Below are 19,189 nucleotides of genomic sequence, written 5' to 3' on the forward strand. Positions count from 1 at the left end.
TATTGGTTCGGAATTTGATAAGGGCGTCCCGTTCGGCCAGGTCGGTCGTGCAGAGTGCGCTGGCGATTAGCAACGAGCTGCATGGCACAGTCGGGCGTGGGCCCAATTGCGATCTCGGATAAGTCGGGTTCCTGTGGGGCAATAACCAAAAGCCCAATTTCAATGAGAGGTTGCGACGCACCATTGCGGTGAAGCGACTCACCGCAATGGTGCGGTAAAACCTTGTCCTGTCCTGAACTGAGTGGGGGATGATGGGGTCTCATGGGGCGTGTGGTTGAGCCAGCCAGGCGTTATGTTGGCACGCTTGTTGATGATATGCTGCGCTGCAAAGCAGAGGCGGTTGCAGTTGGAGCGGCGAAAACTCGCTTGCGCGTAATCGGTAGGTCAGGCAGGGGCATGGCAGCGTTGCTGGTTTCCAGACTGATTCTCTGACTAAATAATGATATGGAATCGTTGGTAATCTAATGACTTTAAAGATCTTGAGTGTTTTCGGTACGCGACCGGAAGCTATAAAAATGGCTCCATTAGCTTTAGCGTTGAATGCAGATGAGCGTTTTGAGGCCAAAATCTGCGTCACGGGTCAACACCGTGAAATGCTGGATCAAGTGTTAGAGTTATTTAAACTTGAACCTGACTTTGATCTTAATATCATGAAGTCGGGTCAAGACCTTACCGACGTGACAACTGGTATTCTTCAGGGAATGAAAGAGGTCTTCCGGACTTATCGGCCGGATATTGTCTTGGTGCATGGTGATACCGCTACGACCTTTGCAACTACATTGGCGGCGTACTATCAGCAAATTCCTGTGGCTCATATCGAAGCTGGGCTTCGCACCGGAAATTTATATTCTCCCTGGCCGGAAGAGGCCAATCGAAAGTTGACGGGAGCACTCGCGCTTCTTCACTTCGCTCCTACTGAACGATCGCAACAGAATTTACTGCGTGAAGGGGTGTCACCTGACGCGATTCATGTGACTGGGAATACTGTAATCGACGCTCTGCTTGAGGTCGTACAGAAGCTCGAGACCAATGACCAGTTAAAACAGAAGTTCTCCGAGCAGTTCGCATTTTTACCTGCTCAACGCCGCGTCATCCTTGTGACAGGGCATCGGCGTGAAAGCTTCGGCGATGGATTCGAAAGGATCTGCAGTTCGTTGGCTTCGATTGCCCATGAGTTTGATGACGTGGAGATCGTGTACCCCGTTCATTTGAATCCAAATGTCCGTGAACCGGTCAACCGTTTGTTGGCTGGTATAAAAAATATTCACCTCATCGAACCATTGGATTATCTACCTTTTGTCTATTTGATGAATCGGTCGTACTTGATTCTGACGGACTCCGGTGGTGTGCAGGAAGAGGCACCTTCTTTGGGCAAGCCCGTGCTGGTCATGCGGGACACTACCGAGCGGCCTGAGGCGATTGAGGCGGGTACCGTCAGATTGGTCGGTACAGAGAAGGAGAAGATAGTTCACCACTTGCGTGAGCTTTTACTTGATCAAAAGGCTTACGAGGAGATGAGCGTTGCTCATAATCCTTATGGTGACGGTCACGCCTGCATGCGTATTGTTAATGCTCTAGCCACTTTCAAAAATTAAGGTTTGGTCATGGATTTTTCCACTATTTCTGTAATTGGTTTGGGCTATATAGGTTTGCCAACCGCAGCCGTTTTTGCTGCGCGAAAGTTAAAGGTCATTGGTGTCGACGTTAATCAAAAGGCCGTCGATACGATCAACGGCGGACAGATTCATATCGTTGAGCCTGATTTGGACATAGTCGTGCACGCGGCCGTGACCGAGGGGTATCTGCGTGCCAGTACACGACCTGAGCCGGCGGACGCCTTCTTGATTGCGGTGCCCACTCCTTTCAAGGATGGTCATGCTCCGGACCTTTCTTACATTGAGTCCGCAAGCAAATCCATTGCGCCAGTATTGAAAAAGGGTGATCTGGTCATCCTCGAGTCCACTTCTCCCGTGGGTGCGACCGAAAAGATGTCGGCATGGCTGGCTGAAGCACGCCCTGATCTGACGTTCCCGCAGACCCATGGCGAGGCGTCGGACATTCGCGTGGCTCACTGCCCTGAGCGCGTGCTTCCCGGTCACGTGTTGCGCGAGTTGGTACAGAATGATCGCGTCATCGGCGGGATGACCCCCAAGTGCTCAGAAGCCGCCACACGTCTGTATAAATTGTTTGTAGAGGGCGAGTGCATTATCACCAACGCCCGAACAGCAGAAATGTGCAAGTTGACCGAGAACAGCTTTCGCGATGTGAATATTGCCTTCGCGAACGAATTGTCGATGATATGCGATAAGTTCGATGTCGATGTGTGGGAGCTTATCAAGCTCGCCAACCGGCACCCTCGCGTCAATATCCTCCAACCAGGACCTGGCGTGGGTGGGCATTGCATCGCCGTCGACCCTTGGTTCATCGTGAGTCAGGCTGAAGGCCAGGCGAAACTGATCCAAACTGCACGTGAAGTCAATGACTCAAAACCGTCGTGGGTTATGGAGAAAGTTGATGCTGCTGTGGCCGATCATCTGTCGGGTCACCCCGGGAAGTCGGAAAAAGACATTGTTATCGCGTGCTTCGGCCTGGCATTCAAGCCTGATATTGACGACCTGCGGGAAAGTCCATCTCTGGAAATTACGAAAAATATCTCAAGCCGGCACGCCGGGAAGGTTATTGTCGTAGAACCTAATATTGATTCTCTGCCTGCGACGTTGCCGAACGCTGAGTTGTGCACAATAGAAGAAGCGTTTGAGCGCGCGGATGTCTTGTTGTTACTGGTGGATCACAAGCCATTCAAAAGTGTTCCTTCTTCACTTCTCGAGGGTCGCCGGATTGTTGATACCCGGGGAATCTGGCTTGTATGAAAATTCTTCCGGTTATTATGTCTGGAGGCTCGGGAACGAGACTCTGGCCGCTTAGCAGAACTCTTTACCCGAAGCAGTTTCTGGCAATTTCGGGGCGGGAGACGTTGTTTCAGCAGGCGATTGCCCGACTGTTGAAGATTGACGGTCAAGGCTCGGATTTATTGGCTCCATGCATCGTTGCCAACGATGAGCATCGTTTCCTGTGTCTCGACCAGATCCGGGAAATGAACGTTTCTAAAGCTGTTGTCATTCTTGAACCGGTAGGACGCAATACGGCCCCTGCGCTTACGTTGGCGGCGTTTTATGCGCGCGATGAGGTGGGAGAGGAGATTGACCCGGTTCTGGTCGTTGTCCCGGCCGACCAGATGATTCTCGATATTCAAGCTTTTACTGACACGGTCAGTAAAGCGGTCGATGTTGCGAAAGACGGCAGCATTGTGATCTTGGGAATTACGCCTGATCGCCCTGAGACGGGTTATGGTTATATCCACTCGGCAGATCCCTCTACCGTCAAGAGGGTGGATGCGTTTGTTGAAAAGCCTGAGCGGACAACCGCAGAAAAATACCTGGAAGATGGAAGCTATTTCTGGAATAGCGGTATTTTTGTGCTGCGCGCGTCAGTCTGGTTGAAAGCACTGGGCGCGTTCAGAAGTGACATCTTCGATGCCACTGAGGCCGCGTGGAAGGGCCGAGTTGAAGATAATGGGTTTATTCGACCACAACTTGACGCGTTTTCCCTGATACCGCCTGAGTCGATTGACTATGCCGTGATCGAGCATTGCGCGAAAACGCCTTCAGCTGGCCTGACGTTGAAAATGCTCACGATGGATGCCGGTTGGTCTGACCTGGGAGCATGGGATGCTGTTTGGCGTTCGAGTGAAAAGGACGAAAAACAAAACGCTACCCATGGCGACGTAATAATAGACTCCAGCTCCAATACATTGGTTTACGCCTCTCACCGTTTGGTAACGGCCGTGGGGCTTGAAAATATTGTTATCGTCGAGACGCCTGATGCCGTATTGGTTGCGGATAAAGATCGTAGCCAGGGTGTGAAGGCTATTGTCGAAGCGTTGAATATCAAGGCCAGGCCAGAATCAAAGCTTCATCGTCGTGTTCATCGCCCGTGGGGCTGGTACGACAGCATAGATTCGGGCTCACGCTTTCAGGTGAAGCGGATATTGGTGAAGCCGAAAGCAACCTTGAGTTTGCAGAAGCATTACCATCGGGCGGAGCATTGGATTGTTGTGTCTGGCACCGCTGAAGTCACCTGTGAAGATCGTGTTTTCCAGCTGAACGAAAACCAGAGTACATATATCCCTATTGGCCATGTTCATCGCCTTTCCAATCCTGGCACCATTCCTCTTGAGATCATAGAGGTGCAGTCGGGAACGTACTTGGGTGAGGATGATATTGTTCGATTTGACGATACCTATGGACGTGTTTAAGGCTTAAATTTTTAGGAGTTGTACAGATGCAGAAGCATGCGCTGGTTACTGGTGTTACAGGTCAGGATGGGGCTTACCTTGTCGAACTGCTGCTGTCCAAGGGTTATAAGGTCTATGGCGCCTATCGCCGCACAAGTTCTGTAAGTTTCTGGCGATTAGAGGAACTTGGTGTTTTTGGGCATGATGATCTTCATCTTGTCGAATTTGATTTGACTGATCTCTCCGGAACTATTCGTTTAATTCAGAATTGCGCCCCGGACGAGGTTTATAACCTGGCGGCTCAAAGCTTCGTAGGCGTTTCCTTCGATCAGCCAATTACTACCGCGCAGATTACCGGAGTCGGTGCGCTTAATTTGCTCGAAGCGATCCGAATAGTAAATCCGAAGATTCGTTTCTATCAAGCTTCGACATCTGAAATGTTTGGGCTGGTACAGGCTGTTCCTCAATCTGAAAGCACGCCTTTCTACCCACGCAGCCCTTATGGTGTTGCGAAGTTGTTTGCGCATTGGACAACCATCAACTATCGCGAATCATATGATATTTTTGCCACCAGCGGCATTCTGTTCAATCATGAGTCTCCGCTGCGAGGAAAAGAGTTTGTTACTCGTAAAATTACCGATGCTGTTGCCAGCATCGAAATGGGCGAGCAGCAAGTGCTGGAACTCGGAAACATGGATGCCAAGCGAGACTGGGGTTTCGCTAAAGAGTATGTAGATGGCATGCACCGGATGTTGCAGATCGACACACCGGAAACATTTGTGCTTGCTACTAACCGTACTGAAACCGTTCGTGATTTTGTTGCCATGAGCTTCAAGGCCGTAGGGGTTGATATCGATTGGTCTGGAAGTGGCGAGAACGAATTCGGCGTTGACCGTCGTACCGGCATCACCCGGGTAAAAGTTAACCCACGCTTCTATCGACCCGCGGAAGTCGAGTTGTTGATTGGCGACGCTTCGTTTGCAAAAGAGCGGTTAGGCTGGAAACCAGAAACGACGCTGGAGCAACTGTGCCAGCTGATGGTTGAAGCTGACTTGAGAAGGGTTCGCAATGGCACTTCAAAGTAAAGATCGGACAGTACTGATTACAGGGCTCTCGGGTTTTACTGGAAAGCATTTGGCGCAAAGCCTCACCAAGGCCGGCTGGCGGGTTGCCGGCCTTGGTGGGGAGCGCCTGGCCTGTGAGTTTGACCACTTGGATGCGGACCTGAATGACACGGCGCGACTCAGTGGTTGGATAAAACAGGTTCAGCCCACCCATGTTATTCACTTGGCCGCGCTGGCGCATGTCACCAGCAGCGATGCCTTGTCATATTACCGAGTCAATGTATTGGGTACAGAAAGCCTTCTTAATGCGATTAAGGAGGCTGAGGTGGTCGTTGAAAAAATCATCATTGCGAGCAGTGCAAACATTTACGGGAACGCTATTTCATCGCCTATTTCAGAAAGCAGTGAACCGCAGCCCGTTAATCATTACGCACTGAGCAAGCTGACGATGGAGGCCCTTGTCCGCAAGTGGTTTTCTCGTATGCCTATATTGGTGGTACGGCCATTCAATTACACTGGACCCGGCCAGTCGGAGTCATTCGTTTTCTCCAAGATCGTGGGCGCATTTGCCCGTGGAGAAAAGGAGCTCAGATTGGGCAATCTGGATGTATCCCGCGACTTGTCTGATGTCGGTTTTGTGGTGGAGGCCTATTCAAGGCTGTTGACGTCCAATCAACGTGGTGAGTTTATAAATATCTGCTCGGGGCGCAGCATTTCCTTACTGAGCGTGATTGATGAAATGGAACAGATTGCAGGTTATCGGCCAACGATAACAGTTGATCCTGCCTTTGTCAGGGAAGATGAAGTTAAAGAGCTTTATGGTAGTCCGGCCAAGCTCTTTGATGTGGTAGGTGAAATTAATGTGCCTAGTTTGCACGATACATTGCTGTCAATGTATCAGCAGAAGGCACGTGTTTAATACGGTTGGCAAGTAACGGGTTGGTGCACTGTGCGTATATGTTTTTTTGCTAATATGTCCGCTCACGCTAATTGGCGCGAGATGTTTGATAAAGTTGAGTTTTATCGGGTTGATATTCGAATTCTCAAGGAGCTCGGACACGAAGTCGTTCTGTCTGGGACGCCGGGCACTCTAGATTGGAAGGCCGATCTCTATTTTTGCTGGTGGTGGGGGCATTCACCATTTCCGTTGCTCGCCGGAAAGCTACGTCGTCGTCCGGTGATCGTAACTGGCGCTTTTGACTACTCCACCTGCAGGAAGGAAATTCCGGGTCTTTGCTATCTGGATCGCCCATTATGGCAGAAGGCGGTACTGCGCACCTCGTTGTTATTAGCCGATCGAAACTTGTTTATCTCACGCTCCGAGTGTGAAGAGGTTACATCTAACCTGCCGGTTAGGAACCCGGTGTACGCGACGCTGGCGATTGATACGGATTACTATTCTCCTGGCGAGCTTTCAGCGGTCGAATCGGATTATTTTTTTACAGTGACCTGGACAAGTCGTACAAACGCCATTCGTAAGGGACTCATTCCGACGATAGAAGCGTTCGCAAAAGTTTCGTCTCATTCAAGTCATCTTCGACTTGTCGTTGCTGGTAAGCACGGCGATTACCTGCAGGAACTAAAAGATTTGGCGCAGCGCCTGGGTGTAGCAGACAAGGTGGAGTTTGTCGGGATGATTTCCGATGAGGAGAAATTGCATCATTACAGGAATTGCCTGGCTTATGTTCAACCGACACTCTATGAAGGTTTTGGACATGCGATCGGCGAAGCGCTGGCGTGTGGCGCGCGGGTAATCACCTCGCCACGGGGCGCGGTGCCGGAAGTCGCAGGCGACTTCGCTTACTGGGTTCAGCCAGATAGCCAGGAGGAAATTGCAGCGGCCATGGCGGCAGTTGTGGCGACACCGGTTTGTGCTGAAGACGCCAAAGCCAGGCATCAGTGGATTTCCTCGAATTATTCCATCGCGGCCCGTCGTGTGGCGCTTAAGAGTGTTCTGGATTCCTTATCACCGGTGAAATAAATGAGAGCGTCGTTGAGAATATTTATAAAGGTTGATGGCGGTACCGTGTGTTGAATCGTCTGATCGGCATGTTTGAGAACTCAAAGCTTTTGCAGCTTATTGTTATTACGGCCTGTATTCAGGGTGGCGTAATAATAAGTCAGTTTTTAATCACGCCTTGGGTTGATCCTTCAGTGGTCGGTACGGTGCGCTCGCTGGAAACAATTATCGCACTGGTGGTACTTGCGGGCAGCTTGGGCATGCAGAGTATCGCTATCCGCGACACCGCGGCGAGCAATGGTGTTTTTCACCAAAGTGAAGTGCTTCGCCAGGTTTTTTTGTTAGTTGCGATGGCTTCAGGTGTAGTGATCTCAGGGGTATATATAGCGCATGAGTTTTTATTCACTTCAGTGATCAGTTCATATGTTTTTAATGCCTGTGGCCTGGTCCTGCTAACTAATCTGCTTCGTGTGACTACGGGATTTGCCCAAGGTGCGAAGGCAATGCGCGAAATCTATTTCGTGCTGATGCTGGTTACGTCCATTGGCGTTATTATGCATGTTGTATTGACGAAACTGTTTGGCATCAAAGGGTGGATGGTCGCTCGTTACATTGGAGAGTTTTCCTGTCTTGCTGCGATATGGTGGAAGCTACGAGCTCATATTGTGCTGGCGTTGGATTTCCGTTGTGTGAATCGCAGCGGATTGGTGGCTAGTGCCAAGTCCGGGGCGATTAACAATGCAGGTCTATTTGTTCGTTTGTTAGTGGACAGTTTGCCTGTTTTGATGTTGACCGCCTATCATGTAAAAGCTGATGAAATTGGATTTTTTGGTATTGCCATATTGAGTCTCATACTTGGTTTACTTCCGTTGGCAATAATTGCGCAAAGGGCGTTGCCGGACTTGGTAGAAGTAATCAATAATAAAAGTGAGCTCCGCGACAGGTATCACGCACTTTCCAAAAGCATGTTGAAGATTTCGTCTACGGTTGCACTGTTGCTAATTTCAGTCTCTACAGTGTGGGCGTTGTTTGTTGGTGGTGCTTATAAGCAGACCGCCATCTATGTAATTGTGCTGGCATTGACCCTGCCGTTGAAGGCCGTTGCACTTACGAGCGGTACGCTACTGGTCGCGTTGCGTATTTTTGGTTTGAGCCTCAAAACCAATATCGTCGAAGGCTTGTTTGTTTTTTTGATTCTATACGTAGGTATCCCCATTTTGGGTGCTTGGTCTGGAGTCCTGGGATATTTCGTTGGTGCTGCGTTATCCTCAGTACTTCTCCTGGTTGCGGTGAGAGCCCGCCTCGCTGAATTATGATCCAAGAGGTGAAAACGTTGGAAAATAAATATACAGAGCAAGAGGGCTTGTTACCCAAACCAGGGAAAGGGGTTTTCGATTGTTTTAGTTTTGGTTTTTTCTTTCTGGTTATATGGTTCGCAGGTGTCATCGTCCCTCTGTATCCCTTTATCATGGGGTTTGACGGGTTTACTCAATATTGGGAGTATCCTTTTTTCGATAAGGACAGCTCTATAGGTTATGCAGTTTTACTGTATGCCGGGACGTTGATTTTCGTTTTGATGGGGTGCTGGCTGGGGCGAAAAACTTATCTTAGTTTTCCCGGTAGAACTCGCAAAATCGTAAGCTCAAGGATTTTTTTTCAAAGGGCAGTTATATTTACCTTGGTGGCGTTGCTAGGATTTTTAACTATCCTTTTTATTCTGGGGGGGATATCCGGTTTGCTTCATGGCGCCAGTGATCGGATAAGGGCGTTTGCAGGGTTAAACGGCCTGTTTCTTCTGGAAAACCTGATGCTTTCTGTCTCGCTAGCCTGGTTCATACGTTTGACGCGTAGTGGAAAAAAATCACGTGCCGAGCGTTTTTGTTTCTGGCTGTACTTTTTGGGCGGGTTATTTATTTGCGCGCTTCAAGGGCAGAAGTCAACAATCTTCATTATCATATTGTCGTTGATTATAGTCCGGCACTATCGTGTCAAGCGTGTCAACCTCGTAAAAGGTGCTGTGCTCGGCGCAGTAATGTTTGTTTCTCTGATGGCTTACCACTTGTTTAAGCAAGAGTATCTCGCAACAGGTAAGTTTTATTTTGTCGACGAAAATCAAGGTGTCTTTTTATCGTTTGTTCATTTTTTAGCGATACAGTTCACGGGTAATCTGATGCAGTTGCAAACAATGACCGTGCTCATAGACGCTATGCCACAGAAGCTAGAGTGGCAAAACGGTTCAATGCTGCTGATGGTCGTATTGATCTTGTTACCTTCGGGGCTTTTTCCTGACAAGCCGCTTACCACTGCCGGCGTATTTACAAGTGCTTTTTGGCCAGATAAATGGCTCACGGAAGGAACGACATTGCCGCCGGGCATATTTGGCGAGATTTATATGAATTTTGGCACCTTAGGCGTATTGTTCGGCGGCTTTTTTATCGGGCTTATAGGTGGGCGGCTTTATGGCGCAGTCGTCTATAACCCTAAAAGTGATAGAGCATTGGGTATCTATGCATTGGCAGTCGCATCCATGCTTCATTTTTTTCGTGGGGAACTGGCTTCGGTCGTTCTTCTCATGGCGTCTATATCGCTTCCTTTTTTATTCTTGAGCTCAAAGCGCGAAGAGCCAGTCAATAACCCAATCTAGAGAAACTGATATGTGCGGAATTTTGGGCTACATTCACAACGGAACGCGGGAATCTATTGACTTCTCTTCAGCGCTTTCGTTTATTCGACGTCGTGGGCCTGATGATCAAGGCGTCTGGGCCGATACCGACGTTGGTGTATGGTTGGGCCAGGTGCGCCTTTCCATTCTCGATACCACTTCCGCCGGTCACCAACCCATGGTCTCTGCCGATGGGCGAGTGGTCATGGTGTTTAACGGTGAAATCTATAACTTTCGGGAGTTAAGGGCTCATCTCGAAGCGGCGGGTGATCATTTTTCCAGCCAGTCCGACTCCGAAGTATTGCTCGCACTGTTCTGTCGTTATGGGATTGAGTGTTTAAACCGCTTGAACGGGATTTTCGCGGTCGTATTCTGGGAACGCGACACTGAAACGCTTTGGGTGGCTCGAGATCAGATGGGCGTCAAACCCCTCTATATCCATTCCAGTGATGGTTGTTTTGCATTTTCAAGTGAAATGAAGGGCTTGATCCGAGGCGGCTTCAGTAAAACTGAAATCGACCCGCAAGCCGTACTCGCGCATCTTGGTTTTCTCTGGTCGCCGGGTGATCGGACGATCGTGCGGGATATCAAAAAGGTTTTACCTGGCCAAGCGTTATGCGTCCGTAATGGGCATATCGAGAAGAGCTGGTTTTACTACGAACTGCCGATTTCCGAGAAACCCCTGACGAAAACGGTTGCTGATGTCGCTGTTGATGTCGCCGATGCCGTCAGGACTGCCGTCCAGCGTCAGTTGGTGTCTGACGTACCCTTGGGTTCATTCTTGTCAGGCGGCTTGGACTCCAGTGCCATCGTCGCGTTTGCAGCGCAGGAAATGCGCGATAAGGGGCGGTTGCAGTGCTTCAGTATCCGTGTAGACAACGGCTCCACTGCGAACGAGGGGTTCGCCGATGACCTTCCGTACGCACAGCGCGTTGCCAAGCATCTGGATGTCGACCTGCATGTCGTAGGCGTCGGCGATGAGATGATGGATCGTCTGCCTGAAATGGTTTATCTGCTCGATGAACCTACGCCGGATCCGGCGGCGCTGAATGCGTTGTTCATCTCGGAACTGGCAAGCCAGAACGGCATCAAGGTTCTGCTGTCGGGTGCCGGGGGAGATGACATTTTCACGGGCTATCGTCGTCATTTCGCGTTGGCGCAAGAGCGTTGGTGGGGCGGAATGCCTCGACCGCTGCGTTCGGTTTTGGCCAGCAGTTCAAACCTGCTTCCTGCATCCTCTCCGCTGTCTCGTCGTCTCGGGAAGGCTTTTCGCTATGCGGACTTGCCTGCTGATGATCGCTTGATCAGTTATTTCCTCTGGCTTGAACCTGAACAGGCGTATGGCCTGTTGGCGCCAGACTTGCGACGCCAGCTGGCGGCCGATGATCTGTTTGCGCCGATGCGAGAAACACTTTCGCGGCTGCCTTCGGATGCCACGCCCCTTGATAAAATGCTCACCCTGGAGTGCAAGCATTTTCTCACCGATCACAATCTCAACTACACCGACAAGATGGGTATGGCGACGGGCGTTGAAGTGCGTGTGCCGCTGCTGGATCTTGACCTGGTCCGCCTGGCTGGCTCACTGCCATCGGATATCAAGCAAAAAGGCCGGGAAGGGAAATGGATTTTCAAGAAGGCCATGGAACCCTATCTGCCTCACGACGTCATCTACCGGCCCAAGACGGGCTTCGGTGTACCGCTTCGCAACTGGTTGCAAGGACGCCTGAAGCCTTTGGTCGATGAGGTGCTTTCTCCTGCATCCCTGCTGAAAAGGGGGATATTCGATCCCAAAGCGGTGGCGCATCTGGTCGAAGCAGATCGTTCAGGCCGGATAGACGCTGCTTATACGTTGTTTGGCATCGTTTGCATGGAACTCTGGTGCAAACAGTATCTGGACGGCGATTTCGCCCTCGACGGTTGAGTGGGCGGCGACGCCACGGCCTTATCCGATGGTAGGATACATAGCTCTATACAAGTTTCTCAGTGATGAGTGAATTTTTAACTTTATTGGTGTGAATGCATGAAGCAGGTTGTTCAGAACATGGCTAGCGGTGAGACGTCATTGGTTAATGCACCCGCTCCCGCCGTTCGTAGTGGCACGCTAAAGATCCATACAACCAATACGCTGATTTCTGCCGGCACGGAACGCATGCTGGTAGGGTTTGGCCGTGCCAACTGGTTGGAAAAAGCTCGCCAGCAACCTGACAAGGTCCGCATGGTTCTGCAAAAGGTTCAGACCGATGGCTTGGCGACAACGGTGGAAGCCGTACGCTCGAAGCTTGCGCAGCCGTTGCCGCTTGGATACTGCAACGTGGGTGTTGTGGGGGCCGTGGGCAATGATGTGTCCGGGTTCAAGCCGGGCGACCGTGTGGTTTCCAATGGTCCTCATGCCGATATCGTTGTTATTCCCAAGAATCTGTGTGCCTTGATTCCGGACTCGGTCAGCGACGAAGCCGCTTCGTTTACCGTGCTTGCCAGCATCGGCTTGCAGGGCATTCGTCTGGCTCAGCCGACATTGGGGGAAACCTTTGTAGTCACCGGCGTAGGCCTGATCGGACTGATGACGGTCCAGCTCCTGCGGGCTCAAGGCTGCCGGGTACTTGCCGTTGACTTCGATGAGCAAAAGCTGGCATTGGCTCGCAGTTATGGCGCCGAAACCTGCAACCCCGGCAAGGGCGAAGATGTTGTTTCGGCGGGAATGACATTCAGCCGCGGAAGAGGGGTGGATGGCGTCATCATTACGGCGTCGACCAAGTCGTCCGACCCGGTCACCCAGGCGGCACACATGTGCCGTAAGCGTGGGCGCATTGTTCTGGTAGGGGTAACCGGGCTTGAGTTGAGTCGAGCCGACTTCTATGAGAAGGAACTGACATTCCAGGTTTCATGTTCTTACGGGCCCGGGCGCTACGATCCGAGTTACGAAGATCAAGGCAACGACTTCCCGATAGGTTTCGTTCGCTGGACTGAGCAGCGCAACTTCGAAGCCGTCCTGGACATGCTCGCCAGCGGCCAATTGGAGGTCAACTCGTTGATCTCCCATCGGGTTGCATTCGAAGACGCCGCGGATGCCTATCAGACGCTTACGACGGATAATTCGGCGCTGGGCATCATTCTTCAGTACACCTCGGAAGAGACCGAGCGAAACATCAAGGAAGTGGTGCTGGCACCTGGTGCGGTAGCCAGTTTCGACCCGGTCAAACCCGTGGTGGGCTTCATCGGTGCAGGAAACTATGCATCAAGAATGCTGATACCGGCATTCAAGGCCGCAGGGGCTCAGTTCCATACGATTGTGACTGCCGGTGGCATCAACGGTGTAATACACGGCAGCAAGGCCGGATTTGCACAAGCCTCGACTGATATCAGTGCGATGCTTGGCGAGAGCACGATCAACACTGTTGCAATTGTCACCCGGCACGACAGCCATGCCCGTTTTGTCGCGCAAGCGCTGGAGGCGGGTAAACATGTGTTCGTCGAAAAGCCATTGGCAATTGAAGCCCAGGATCTGGCAAAGGTTGAAGAGGCCTATCGAAAGGCTGTCGAACAAGGGCTCAAGCCACATTTGATGGTGGGGTTCAATCGACGCTTTTCGCCGCAGGTGCAAAAGATGAAGGCGTTGCTCTCGGCTGTAAAAGAGCCCAAGTCTTTCATCATGACGATGAATGCCGGAGCGATTCCCGCAAATCACTGGACCCAGGACCCGTCAGTCGGCGGTGGGCGCATTATTGGCGAAGCGTGTCATTTCATCGACCTGATGCGTTTTCTCGCGGGCAGCAAAATTGTTTCGATCCAGGCCCGCAGAATGGGCGATACGCCTGCTGTTGCCATTACGGAAGATAAAGCGGCGATCACCCTGGGGTTTGAGGATGGCTCTTTCGGCACCATCCTCTATCTGGCCAATGGCGCTTCAAGCTTTCCAAAAGAGCGAGTTGAAGTTTTCGCTGCCGGACGCGTCCTGCAACTGGATAACTTCCGCAAGTTGAAGGGTTTCGGCTGGCCGGGCTTCAGCAAGCTGAATCTCTGGAAACAGAACAAGGGGCAAAGCGAGTGCGCTGCAGCTTTCCTGGCAGCGGTGCAAAACGGGGCGGTCACGCCGATCACTTCCGATGAGATTTTCGAAGTGGCGCGCGTGAGCATTGAAGTTGCCCGGATTCTGCGCGAGCAATGAGCCTTCTTCTTGTTAAAGCCAAAACTGCGATAGCTCTCGGTTTTGGCAATCTGGCGCGTGCATTGACGTATCGGCTCGGGGTCAAGACTGGCTTGAACCCGGTCCGACGCCTTTGGGCTGAAATTCCTCAAGGCCCGTTTTTTGCGGAAAGTGCGAGGCAGGCCGGCTCGTTGCCATGTGCGTCCCAATGGGATTCCCAGGTCCGGTATTTCGGGTTCTGGGAGTGCCCGGTATCGGACGCACCCCCTGACTGGCATTTGAATCCGCTGAATGGAGTTCGAGTGCCTGATCCCGGCCGGGAATGGTGGCGGATTCCTGATTTTGATGCCGCTGTCGGTGATATCAAGAATATCTGGGAAGCTTCGCGATTTGACTGGACGTTGGTCTTTGCCCAGAAGTCCTGTGTTGGCGGGTCTTCAGGGACGGCGCAGTTAAACGGTTGGTTGACGGATTGGTGTGTCAACAATCCTCCCTATTGCGGTCCGAACTGGAAGTGCGGTCAGGAGGCGTCCATTCGTGTCCTGCACCTGGCGATGAGTTCGGTCATTGTCGAACAGTTTGCCAACCCGTTGCCGGGGCTTGTGGATCTGGTCCGACTGCACCTCAAGCGTATCGAGCCGACGCTGAGCTATGCGATGGCTCAGGACAATAACCACGGGACTTCCGAGGCGGCTGCACTTTTTGTCGGCGGCAGTTGGTTGACCTCAAGCGGTTGCCCCGAGGGCGAACGCTGGCAGCGATTGGGGCGCAAATGGCTCGAAAACCGGGCCGCTCGGCTGATCGAGCAAGATGGCAGTTTCAGCCAGTACTCCGTCAATTATCATCGGGTGATGCTCGACACATTTTCCATGGTTGAAATCTGGAGAAACAAGCTGGGGCTCCCGGCGTTCTCCGCCACGTTCCAACTCAGGGCTCGCACAGCCGCGCATTGGTTATTTTCGTTGGTCGACGAGCACACTGGAGATGCTCCGAACATTGGCGCAAATGATGGTGCCCGGCTGCTGCCACTGACGGATACGGACTATCGCGACTTCAGGCCTTCGGTCCAGTTGTCCATGGCGTTGTTTGCCGGAAAGAGAGCCTATGAGGCGGCAGGTGAATGGGATTTGCCACTGCAATGGCTGCTGCTGCCCGGCCCATCGGCGGTAGCGGAGCGTCCAGGTAGCCAGCTGTTTGATCAGGGTGGTTATGCATTGTTGCGGCGTGAACAAACCTTCGCTGTATTGCGCTACCCGCGCTTCCGGTTTCGCCCCAGCCAGGCCGATGCCCTGCATGTGGATCTATGGCGTGCAGGCATTAACCTGCTCCGGGATGCAGGTACCTTCAGCTACAACACCTCTGCCCAGTGGCTGAGTTATTTTCCGGGTACCGCCAGCCACAACACCCTTCAATTTGATGGGCGAGACCAGATGCCGAGGCTCAGCCGGTTTCTGTTCGGGGAGTGGTTGCGTACGCGCCAGGTCGAAAGCCTGGTTGAGCAGGCTGGAACAAGCGCCTGCGGCGCCACGTATATCGACGGTAACGGCGTCCGTCATAAGCGGCATGTGAGCCTGAGCGATACCGGCATGCTGGTCAGGGATGAATTTAGCGGATTCAAGGATCGTGCAGTTCTACGCTGGCGTTTGCAGCCGGGGGACTGGCGGCTTGAGGGCGACGTCCTGACCAACGGCTCCCATCGATTGTCGGTTGCAGGCAGCATGCCTATCGTGCGACGAGCGCTCGTCCAGGGTTGGGAGTCTCGTTACTACTTACAAAAAACTGAAGTGCCGGTGCTTGAGGTTGAGGTGACTTCGGCGGGCGTTTTGACTACGGAGTATCACTGGTAGACATGAAAGTCCTTTATTTTCATCAGCATTTTTCTACTCCGAAAGGAACAATCGGAATCCGGTCCTATGAGATGGCCCGTCGTCTGGTTGCGAGAGGGCACCAGGTAACCATGGTCTGTGGCAGCTATGGTGGCGGCGAAACGGGGCTGGAGAGCCCTTTCGTTGGTGGAAAACGCAAAGGTACCGTCGACGGTATCGAGATCATCGAATTTGACCTGGCGTACTCCAACAGCGATGGCCTGTTCGTTCGAGCGCTCAGCTTTTTAAAGTTTGCAGTGCGCAGTATCGGGATTGCGCTAACCGAGCGCTACGATCTGGTTTTCGCGACCACCACGCCATTGACAGCCGGTATCCCCGGGATATTCGCCCGGTGGTTTCGTAATAAGCCGTTTGTATTTGAGGTCCGGGATCTCTGGCCCGAACTGCCGAAAGCGATGGGCGTCATTCGTAATCCATTGATCCTTGCCGCCATGTCTTTTCTTGAGTGGGCGAGTTATCGCTCGGCTCACCGACTCATCGGGTTGTCGCCAGGTATTGTGGATGGCATTGCGCACCGCGGTGTGGCGCGTGACCGAATCGAAATGATCCCAAACGGTTGTGACCTTGATATTTTCAACACGCCTGCTGAGCCATGGTTGCCGGCAGGAGTGGATAAAAGCCATCTGGTAGCGGTCTTCGCGGGTACTCATGGAGTGGCCAACAAGCTGGACGCGGTGCTCGATGCGGCTCGAGAGCTTAAACTGCGAAAGCGCGATGATATCCGGCTGGTTTTGATCGGGCAGGGCAAGCTCAAGCCCGCGCTTCAGAAGCGTGCAGCGGAAGAACAGCTGGACAATGTGATATTTCATGCCCCGGTGAACAAGGCCCGGTTGTCCGGTTTGATGGCCAGCGCGGACCTGGGGCTGCAGATATTGGCAAACGTACCGGCCTTTTACTACGGAACGTCGCCTAACAAGTTTTTCGACTATATCGCGTCAGGGTTGCCTGTTTTAAATAACTACCCGGGCTGGCTCGCCGAGATGATTTCCACCGAGAACTGCGGTTTTGTCGTACCTGCAGATGATGCTGCGCTTTTCGCAGATGCTTTGATACAGGCGGCAGATGACCGTGACGAGCTGCGGGCGAAGGGCGCACGAGGCAGAGAATTGGCGGTCAGAGAGTTTGACCGGCGTAAATTGGCTGACCGGTTTGTAGATTGGCTGGAGGGTGGTGTTAGATGATCAAGCGTGGATTTGATTTATTTGCGTCGTTGCTTGGACTAATTCTGCTTTCGCCGGTCATAGCAATTATTGCCTGGAACATTCGCAAGAAGTTGGGCTCTCCCGTCTTGTTTCGCCAGGTACGACCAGGTCGGAACGGCAAGCCTTTCGAAATGATCAAGTTCCGTACGATGCGAGATGCTCATGATGCAAATGGTGAGCCTTTACCGGACTCCCAGCGCATGACAGCCTTTGGCAGCTTTCTGCGCTCCAGTAGCCTGGATGAATTGCCTGAATTGTGGAATGTGGTCAAGGGCGATATGAGCCTGGTAGGTCCACGACCGTTACTGATGGAATACTTGCCTCTCTACAGCGTCGAGCAATATCGTCGTCATGAGGTTCGCCCTGGCGTCAGCGGTTGGGCGCAGATCAACGGTCGGAACGCAATTGAATGGGAAGAAAAGTTCAAGCTGGATACCTGGTACGTCGACAATCAGTCTTTTTGGCTGGATATGAAGGTGATTTTCCTGACAATCAAGAAAGTTCTGGTGCGTGACGGTATCAGTGCCGAAGGCGAAGCTACCGCGCCGAAGTTCACAGGTTCCAAGCCATGAGCCGCCTTGCCTGGACGGTTCTTGAAATATAGGCGCCGCGCGAACAGCGGATTGAGCGAATTGCAACGGGGCTCGTATTGACGAGTCTTTCATATTTTCGAATGAAAACTGACGGGTACTGGTTGTGTTGAATTCACCATTTTCTCCTTGGCCTTCTTTTACTGAAGAGGAAGCTGACGCCGTACGTGATGTGATTCTGTCCAATAAGGTCAACTACTGGACTGGTACACAGGGGCGTGAGTTTGAGAAGGAGTTCGCTGCATGGGCGGGCACCGAATACGCCATCGGCCTGGCTAACGGAACGGTTGCCCTGGACCTTGCCTTGAAGGCGTTGGGTATCGGTGCTGGCGATGAAGTGATTGTCACCTCACGCACGTTTCTTGCTTCCGTCTCGAGCATTGTGAATGCCGGGGCTGTTCCGGTTTTTGCCGATGTGGATCGCGATTCGCAAAACTTCAACGCGCAGACTATCCGCGCTGTACTGACTCCTCGCACCCGGGCCGTAATCTGTGTGCATTTGGCTGGCTGGCCTTGCGATATGGATCCGATCATGGCCCTGGCCGAGGAATTCGACCTTAAAGTGATCGAAGATTGTGCCCAGGCCCATGGCGCCCGTTACAAGGGGCGCCCGGTGGGGTCAATTGGCCATATCTCTGCCTGGTCCTTTTGTCAGGACAAGATCATGACCACAGGTGGCGAGGGCGGAATGGTCACAACCAACGATCGTAAGTTGTGGTCGGACATGTGGTCGTTCAAGGATCATGGCAAAAGCTGGGAAGCTGTCTACGAACGTAACCATCCTCCTGGTTTTCGCTGGTTGCATGAAAGCTTCGGTACGAACTGGAGAATGCTCGAGGTTCAGGCCGTCATCGGTCGGATTCAGCTCAAGCGCATGACCGACTGGCAGGCCAGCCGGCTGGCGAATGCCGGGCAGATATGGGAGTGCGCCAGCCAACTCAAAGGCTTGCGTGTGCCAATCATGCCTGAGGGCAGTGTTCACGCGGCGTATAAGTGCTACGTGTTTGTCGAGCCTCAGGCTCTCAAGGCCGGATGGGATCGTGATCGTATTCTGGCGGAGATTTCGGCACGAGACGTTCCGGTATTTTCCGGTTCCTGCTCCGAGGTCTATCTGGAGAAGGCGTTTGACAATACTGGCTGGCGTCCGGCGAGCCGGTTGCCGGTAGCACGGGAGCTCGGCGAAACAAGTGTAATGTTTCTCGTGCACCCGACGTTGACGCAGCATGAGATCGACAAGACATGCTCGGTGCTCAAGGCCGTTATGCAGTTGGCTACCGAAGAGTAATCAGTTAGACAGTCAGGAATGCCCGTCTTTGTTTGCAACGCAGAAGGATTTGAGCTGCGGGCCAGTCAAATGGAGTTTTCCATCATCATGGTATGAGGTCCC

At 52.3% G+C, this 19,189-nt stretch carries 14 protein-coding genes; all 14 read left to right on the forward strand.

Annotated elements, in window-relative coordinates:
- Positions 1 to 464 precede the first annotated feature (464 nt).
- The 14 genes from wecB to HX805_RS21200 all read left to right on the forward strand — a co-directional run bounded on the left by wecB (position 465) and on the right by HX805_RS21200 (position 19,087).
- Positions 465 to 1,595 carry a non-hydrolyzing UDP-N-acetylglucosamine 2-epimerase gene (gene wecB / locus HX805_RS21135; RefSeq protein WP_177117289.1) on the forward strand — a complete coding sequence of 377 codons (1,131 nt, stop codon included), beginning with the start codon at positions 465 to 467 and terminating at the stop codon, positions 1,593 to 1,595.
- Between the two features lie 9 nt (positions 1,596 to 1,604).
- Complete coding sequence (wecC, locus tag HX805_RS21140; protein ID WP_177117290.1) at positions 1,605 to 2,870, forward strand: UDP-N-acetyl-D-mannosamine dehydrogenase; 1,266 nt, start codon at positions 1,605 to 1,607, stop codon at positions 2,868 to 2,870.
- Positions 2,867 to 4,315 carry a mannose-1-phosphate guanylyltransferase/mannose-6-phosphate isomerase gene (locus HX805_RS21145; RefSeq protein ID WP_177117291.1) on the forward strand — a complete coding sequence of 483 codons (1,449 nt, stop codon included), beginning with the start codon at positions 2,867 to 2,869 and terminating at the stop codon, positions 4,313 to 4,315. The genes wecC and HX805_RS21145 overlap by 4 nt, the downstream gene beginning before the upstream one ends.
- A gap of 26 nt (positions 4,316 to 4,341) precedes the next feature.
- Positions 4,342 to 5,379, forward strand: a complete 1,038-nt coding sequence (gene gmd / locus HX805_RS21150; RefSeq protein ID WP_008437698.1) for a GDP-mannose 4,6-dehydratase — start codon at positions 4,342 to 4,344, stop codon at positions 5,377 to 5,379.
- Positions 5,363 to 6,277: a GDP-mannose 4,6-dehydratase gene (locus tag HX805_RS21155; RefSeq protein WP_008437699.1), complete on the forward strand. Its 915-nt coding sequence runs from the start codon at positions 5,363 to 5,365 to the stop codon at positions 6,275 to 6,277. The genes gmd and HX805_RS21155 overlap by 17 nt, the downstream gene beginning before the upstream one ends.
- An 81-nt stretch (positions 6,278 to 6,358) precedes the next feature.
- Positions 6,359 to 7,339 (forward strand): glycosyltransferase, encoded by a 981-nt coding sequence (locus HX805_RS32430; protein WP_238544257.1) that lies wholly within the window; start codon positions 6,359 to 6,361, stop codon positions 7,337 to 7,339.
- A gap of 47 nt (positions 7,340 to 7,386) precedes the next feature.
- On the forward strand, positions 7,387 to 8,634 hold the full coding sequence (locus HX805_RS21165) for a hypothetical protein (protein WP_177068718.1): 1,248 nt from the start codon (positions 7,387 to 7,389) through the stop codon (positions 8,632 to 8,634).
- An 8-nt stretch (positions 8,635 to 8,642) separates the two neighbouring features.
- Positions 8,643 to 9,962, forward strand: a complete 1,320-nt coding sequence (locus HX805_RS21170) for an oligosaccharide repeat unit polymerase (protein WP_371132929.1) — start codon at positions 8,643 to 8,645, stop codon at positions 9,960 to 9,962.
- A gap of 10 nt (positions 9,963 to 9,972) precedes the next feature.
- A complete protein-coding gene (gene asnB, locus HX805_RS21175) occupies positions 9,973 to 11,901 on the forward strand; it encodes an asparagine synthase (glutamine-hydrolyzing) (RefSeq protein WP_102368426.1) in 1,929 nt (642 codons plus the stop codon).
- Between the two features lie 99 nt (positions 11,902 to 12,000).
- Complete coding sequence (locus tag HX805_RS21180) at positions 12,001 to 14,145, forward strand: bi-domain-containing oxidoreductase (RefSeq protein WP_087693683.1); 2,145 nt, start codon at positions 12,001 to 12,003, stop codon at positions 14,143 to 14,145.
- The gene (locus tag HX805_RS21185; RefSeq protein ID WP_177117292.1) at positions 14,142 to 15,971 is read left to right on the forward strand and encodes a heparinase II/III-family protein; all 1,830 of its coding nucleotides are present in this window, start codon (positions 14,142 to 14,144) and stop codon (positions 15,969 to 15,971) included. Before HX805_RS21180 ends, HX805_RS21185 begins: the two co-directional genes overlap by 4 nt.
- 2 nt (positions 15,972 to 15,973) lie before the next feature.
- Positions 15,974 to 17,191, forward strand: a complete 1,218-nt coding sequence (locus HX805_RS21190) for a glycosyltransferase family 4 protein (protein ID WP_087693685.1) — start codon at positions 15,974 to 15,976, stop codon at positions 17,189 to 17,191.
- Positions 17,188 to 17,784, forward strand: coding sequence for a sugar transferase (locus HX805_RS21195; protein ID WP_032899673.1), 597 nt, complete (start codon positions 17,188 to 17,190; stop codon positions 17,782 to 17,784). Before HX805_RS21190 ends, HX805_RS21195 begins: the two co-directional genes overlap by 4 nt.
- Before the next feature lie 124 nt (positions 17,785 to 17,908).
- Positions 17,909 to 19,087 carry a DegT/DnrJ/EryC1/StrS aminotransferase family protein gene (locus tag HX805_RS21200; RefSeq protein ID WP_008437721.1) on the forward strand — a complete coding sequence of 393 codons (1,179 nt, stop codon included), beginning with the start codon at positions 17,909 to 17,911 and terminating at the stop codon, positions 19,085 to 19,087.
- Positions 19,088 to 19,189: the final 102 nt, after the last annotated feature.

The organism is Pseudomonas sp. G5001 (genome assembly GCF_013385475.1).
GTDB lineage: Bacteria > Pseudomonadota > Gammaproteobacteria > Pseudomonadales > Pseudomonadaceae > Aquipseudomonas.

What these genes read in the sequence shown, in the direction of transcription:
- HX805_RS21155 (WP_008437699.1), top strand. Translation starts at nt 5,363, where the DNA reads ATGGCACTTCAAAGTAAAGATCGGACAGTACTGATTACAGGGCTCTCG.
- HX805_RS21185 (WP_177117292.1), top strand. Translation starts at nt 14,142, where the DNA reads ATGAGCCTTCTTCTTGTTAAAGCCAAAACTGCGATAGCTCTCGGTTTT.
- wecB (WP_177117289.1), top strand. Translation starts at nt 465, where the DNA reads ATGACTTTAAAGATCTTGAGTGTTTTCGGTACGCGACCGGAAGCTATA.
- HX805_RS21180 (WP_087693683.1), top strand. Translation starts at nt 12,001, where the DNA reads ATGAAGCAGGTTGTTCAGAACATGGCTAGCGGTGAGACGTCATTGGTT.
- HX805_RS32430 (WP_238544257.1), top strand. Translation starts at nt 6,359, where the DNA reads ATGTTTGATAAAGTTGAGTTTTATCGGGTTGATATTCGAATTCTCAAG.
- gmd (WP_008437698.1), top strand. Translation starts at nt 4,342, where the DNA reads ATGCAGAAGCATGCGCTGGTTACTGGTGTTACAGGTCAGGATGGGGCT.
- asnB (WP_102368426.1), top strand. Translation starts at nt 9,973, where the DNA reads ATGTGCGGAATTTTGGGCTACATTCACAACGGAACGCGGGAATCTATT.
- HX805_RS21145 (WP_177117291.1), top strand. Translation starts at nt 2,867, where the DNA reads ATGAAAATTCTTCCGGTTATTATGTCTGGAGGCTCGGGAACGAGACTC.
- HX805_RS21190 (WP_087693685.1), top strand. Translation starts at nt 15,974, where the DNA reads ATGAAAGTCCTTTATTTTCATCAGCATTTTTCTACTCCGAAAGGAACA.
- wecC (WP_177117290.1), top strand. Translation starts at nt 1,605, where the DNA reads ATGGATTTTTCCACTATTTCTGTAATTGGTTTGGGCTATATAGGTTTG.
- HX805_RS21195 (WP_032899673.1), top strand. Translation starts at nt 17,188, where the DNA reads ATGATCAAGCGTGGATTTGATTTATTTGCGTCGTTGCTTGGACTAATT.